The sequence below is a fragment of the Streptomyces spongiae genome (assembly GCF_009377185.1).
Lineage (GTDB): Bacteria > Actinomycetota > Actinomycetes > Streptomycetales > Streptomycetaceae > Streptomyces > Streptomyces spongiae.
The window spans coordinates 1-4,503 of sequence record NZ_VJZC01000722.1 but is presented as its reverse complement, the minus strand read 5'-3'; the positions used below and the strand labels follow the sequence as shown (position 1 = coordinate 4,503).

At 68.1% G+C, this 4,503-nt stretch carries 5 protein-coding genes; 1 reads left to right on the top strand and 4 read right to left on the bottom strand.

Annotation, left to right across the window (positions count from 1 at the left end; genetic code table 11):
- From FNH08_RS45360 to FNH08_RS45345, 4 genes are all read right to left on the bottom strand, one after another.
- Positions 1-446, bottom strand: a 446-nt coding sequence (locus FNH08_RS45360; RefSeq protein ID WP_228034777.1) for a LacI family DNA-binding transcriptional regulator, incomplete at its 3' end; no start/stop codon positions are given.
- Between the two features lie 35 nt (positions 447-481).
- A complete protein-coding gene (locus FNH08_RS45355) occupies positions 482-2,131 on the bottom strand; it encodes a type 2 periplasmic-binding domain-containing protein (RefSeq protein WP_152777426.1) in 1,650 nt (549 codons plus the stop codon).
- A 71-nt stretch (positions 2,132-2,202) separates the two neighbouring features.
- A complete protein-coding gene (locus FNH08_RS45350; RefSeq protein ID WP_322726491.1) occupies positions 2,203-3,090 on the bottom strand; it encodes a carbohydrate ABC transporter permease in 888 nt (295 codons plus the stop codon).
- A complete protein-coding gene (locus FNH08_RS45345) occupies positions 3,087-3,941 on the bottom strand; it encodes an ABC transporter permease (RefSeq protein WP_152777424.1) in 855 nt (284 codons plus the stop codon). The genes FNH08_RS45350 and FNH08_RS45345 overlap by 4 nt, the downstream gene beginning before the upstream one ends.
- A 335-nt stretch (positions 3,942-4,276) precedes the next feature.
- On the opposite strand from FNH08_RS45345, the gene FNH08_RS45340 reads away from it, so the two are divergent.
- On the top strand, positions 4,277-4,468 hold the full coding sequence (locus FNH08_RS45340; protein ID WP_322726490.1) for a hypothetical protein: 192 nt from the start codon (positions 4,277-4,279) through the stop codon (positions 4,466-4,468).
- Positions 4,469-4,503 lie beyond the last annotated feature (35 nt).

Sequence of the window (4,503 nt, the reverse complement as noted above, 5' to 3'; positions counted from 1 at the left end):
ACGGCGACGGCGAGCAGGGAGTAGAACGATCTCTTCAGCCACTTGCGCTTCTTGCGCGGCTTGACGAAGTCGTCGTCGGAGTACGAGCCGAAGCTGTCCGACGGGACGTAGCCGGTGGTGTCGCCGGTGGTCCCGACCAGGCAGAGCCAGCCGCGGGCCGCCGCCTCCGCCTCGACTCCCTCGGCGACCTGCGCGTAGAAGGGGCTGGTGACCTGGCGCAGGACGACGGCGACCATCTTGCGGCCGCCGCCGACCAGGGCACGTGCGTGCGCGTTGGCGACGTAGTCGAGGTCACGGGCCGCGCGCAGCACCCGGGCCCTCGTCGCGGGCGGGACCGGGTAGTTGCCGCTGAGCACGCGTGAGACGGTGGCCACGGAGACGCCCGCCCGCTCGGCGACCTCGCGGATCGTGACCCGCCCCTTCGACGCCGTCATGTCGCTCCCCATCCCCGCGTCTCCCTCCGACCGTCCGTCGCCCCACGTCAGCTGTTGGCCGCGTGGTCCTCGGCGAATTCCTCGGCCATTCTGTCGCCGCCGCGCTCGCGCCACTTCTTCACGGCCGCGTCGTACTCCGAGAGCGGGACACGGCCCGCGATGATGCCGGTCGCGGTGTCGTCCATCAGGGCCTTCAGCGTGGTGCCCTGTGCGGTGAAGGTACGGGACTGCAGGCCGTAGGAGGCGTTGCGGACCGCCTGCGGTACGGCTTTCTGCTGCCAGGCGTGCAGGGACCGTACGGCGTCGGGCATGCCCGGCACGAAGAGCACCTGTGGGCCCTCGGCGAGGTACTTCAGCGGGAGGTTGGTGTTGTTCTCGACCTTGCCCAGCTCGTTGGGTTGGGGTGAGCCGTCCTTGGCACGGGTGAAGTGGGTGCCCTCGACGCCGTAGTGGACGAGCTCCCACTCCTTCGAACCGAAGGGAGCGGCAAGGTGGTTGAGGACGCGCAACAGCAGCTCGACGCGTTCCTTCTTCGCCTTCTTCAGGATCGTGTAGCCGAAGGAGCGGCGGGCCGCCACGATGCCTCCCGGCTCTCCGCCGACGCTGTACGGGAGCGCCGCCTCCGGGGTGAGGAGCCCCTTGGAGTCGAGGAACTTGGGCAGATAGGCGCCGAAGCCGTCCTGCATCGAGCCGACGGTCCCGTTCAGCCAGAGGGTGACCAGGTCCGGCTGGGAGAGCGAGGTGGCGTCGGGGTGGTAGGAGCCGTTCTTGCGCAGCTGGGCCTGGTAGGCGACGGCGGCCTTGTAGCGTTCGTCGGTGTAGTTGGCGTGGAAGGTGCCGTCCTTGTCCACGGCCCAGCCCTGCGGGGCGTTGTGCGCGGCCGAGTGGTAGCCGTTGCCGAAGACGGATCCGGTGGCGGCGCCGAGCGCGTACTTCTTGCCGCCCGTGCCCTTCTTGGCGACGGTGGCGAAGTCCTCGGAGGTCCAGCTCTCCTTCATGCCCGCGTCGGTGAAGAAGTCCTGGTTGAGCCAGAGGGTGGAGCCGGGCAGCGGGCGCTCCAGCGGGATGCCGTAGATCCGGCCGCCGATGCGGCCCATGTCGCGCCAGGCATGGGTGGGGATGTTGGCCAGGTTCGGGTACTTCTTGACGCCGTCGCCGGACAGGAACGGGGTGAGGTCCTCGGCGCGGCGCTGGACGAACTGGGCCTCGCGGGGCAGGACGAACCCGGAGAAGATGTTGATGATGTCGGGCAGGTCGCCGGCGTCACCGGCCATGACGGTGCCCATCTTCTTCTGGTAGTCGGTCTGCGAGATGATCGTGTACTCGATCTTCACGCCGAGCGCCTTCTCGACGGCCGCCCAGAACTTGTTGGCCGATGCCTGCTTGGGCGGCACGCCGAACGACACCGACATGACCTTGATCGTCGAGCCGTCGCCCGGCTTGTCGGGGACGGCGGTCACCAGGTCGGAGGGGTACGCGGTGTACCCGGGCTGGACGCCCGCGTCGGTCGGCGCGAGGTCGGGCTTCGGGCCGGAGAACGGGACGTACGCGGGCCAGGGGGCCAGCTTCTTTCCCGCGTTGGAGACGTCGCCGTCGTCCGAGCCGCTGGAGCAGGCGGTCAGGGTGCCGGGGACGGCGAGCGCGGCTGTGCCGACCGCGATCGAGCGCAGCAGGGTGCGCCGGGACATGGAGGACATGGGGCGACCTTTCGTAGCGACTCTTGACGAAGTAGTCAGCTCTTGACGAGTAGTCAGATCGTGACGCGTAGTCAGCTCTTGATGGCGCCGGTGAGCACGCCCTTGGTGAAGTACTTCTGGAGGAAGGGGTAGACGAGCAGGATCGGCACCGTGGCGAGCACCAGCACGGCCATCTGCACGGTCTGCGGCGCGTTGACGGTGGCCTCGCCGGTGGTCGTGTCGGTGATCCCGGAACCGGCCACCACATAGGTGCGCAGCACCTGCTGGAGCGGCCAGTGGTCGCTCTCCAGGTAGAGGGAGGCGTAGAACCAGGAGTTCCAGTACGCCACCGCGTAGAAGAGGCCGACGACGGCGAGCGCCGCCTTCGACAGGGGCAGCACCACCGACCACAGCACGCGCCAGTCCCCGGCCCCGTCGAGCCGTGCCGCCTCGTACAGCTCTTCGGGGATGCCCTGGAAGAAACCGCGCAGGACGACCAGGTTGAAGACGTTGACGAGGACGGGCAGTACCAGTGACCCGTACGAGTCGAGCAGGCCGAGTTCCTTGACCACCAGGAAGCTCGGGATCATGCCCGGCGGGAAGAGGAAGGTGAACAGGACCAGCAGCAGGACGGGCTTGCCGCCGAAGACGCCGGGGCGGGACAGGGCGTAGGCGAGGGTGACCGTGCAGGCGAGGCTGAGCAGGGTGCCGAGGACGGTGACTCCCGCGCTGACGCCGAGGGCGTGGGTGACGATGCCGCCGTCGAGGATGTCCTCGTACGCCTTGAGGGTCGGGTCCGTCGGCCACAGCACCCAGCCGCCGTTCGCGATGACCTCGCGCTGGGAGGCGAGCGAGGTGGACAGGATCACGAGGAACGGCACACAGACCAGCAGGACGACGACGGCGAGGGCCAGCACCTTCGCGGCCTGGGTGGCGGGCTTCGGCTTCTCCATCCATCCGGGACGGGTCTGGGCGCTCACTTGTAGACCCCCTGTTCGCCGAGGCGGTGGGCGACCTTGTTGGCCGCGTAGACGAGCAGGGCGCCGACGACGCCCTTGAACAGGCCCGCGGCCGCGGCGAATCCGTAGTCGCCGCCGACGATGCCCTGGTAGTAGACGAAGGTGTCGATGATCTCGGCGGCCTCGGGGCCGACGGCGTCGCGCTGGAGCAGCATCTGCTCGAAGCCGACGGAGAGGATGTCGCCGAGCCGCATGATGAGCAGCAGGACGATGACCGGGCGGATCGCGGGCAGGGTGACGTGCCAGAAGCGCCGCCAGGGTCCGGCGCCGTCGATGGCGGCGGCCTCGTACTGCTGCTCGTCGACCTGCGAGAGCGCGGCGAGGAAGATGATGGTGCCCCAGCCGGCGTCCTTCCAGATCACCTGGGCGACGACGAGGGGCTGGAAGGCGTCGGGGTTGCCGATGATGTCGACGGTGCTCAGGCCCGCGTCGCCGAGGTAGCCGTTCACGAGGCCCGTGTCGCCGAGGACCTGCTGGAACAGGGCGACGACGATCACCCACGAGATGAAGTGCGGCAGGTACGCCACCGACTGCACGAACCGGCGGACGGTGCTCCAGGTGAGCGTGTGCAGCAGCAGGGCGAGTGCGAGCGGGACCGGGAAGTAGAAGACGATCTGGAGGAGCGCGATCCAGACGGTGTTGAGGGTCGCTTCCCAGAACTCCTCGTCCTCGAACATCCGCTGGAAGTTGCCGAGGCCGACCCACGGGCTGCCCCAGATGCCGTCGAAGGGCACGTAGTCCTTGAAGGCGATGACGTTGCCGGCGAGCGCGCCGTAGTGGAACACGAGGAAGTACGCGAGCCCGGGCAGCATGAGCAGGAACAGCGTCCGGCTCCTACGTTCATGTAAACCTTTTCGCTTGGTTCGAGCGCGGGTCGGGCGGTGCCGTGAAGGAGTCACCGGCGTCCTACCTGTGCGCTCCCGCAGCAACGCCGCCACGGAGCCTCCTCACCTCGGGGTGTCGGGTGAGGGGAAGTTAAAACGTTTTCAGAGCCGGGTCAACACTTCTGACAAGACTTGGAGTTGACGACCCGACAGCACTGCCACGATCTGTGGTGACACGACTCAACCCTCAAAGGGCACTTCAATGAAACGATTGAAGGAGGTGCCGCAAGGCGCCGGGACGATCCGGAATGGGAGGCGCGTACGTGAAATTCGTTCTCGAGGTCGAGCTGGACGGAGCGGACTGGAACGAGGGCACCACCGTGCAGGAGCTGAGCCGGATCCTGCGGTACTGGGGCGGCAACCTCCACCACTACGACCTCAACCCCGGGGACGGTTCGGCCGTGTACGACTCCGGCTACCGCGAGGTCGGACACTGGACCGTCGCGCCCGAATGATCCAGGGGCCGGCCGACGGCCCCACTCCGTCGGCC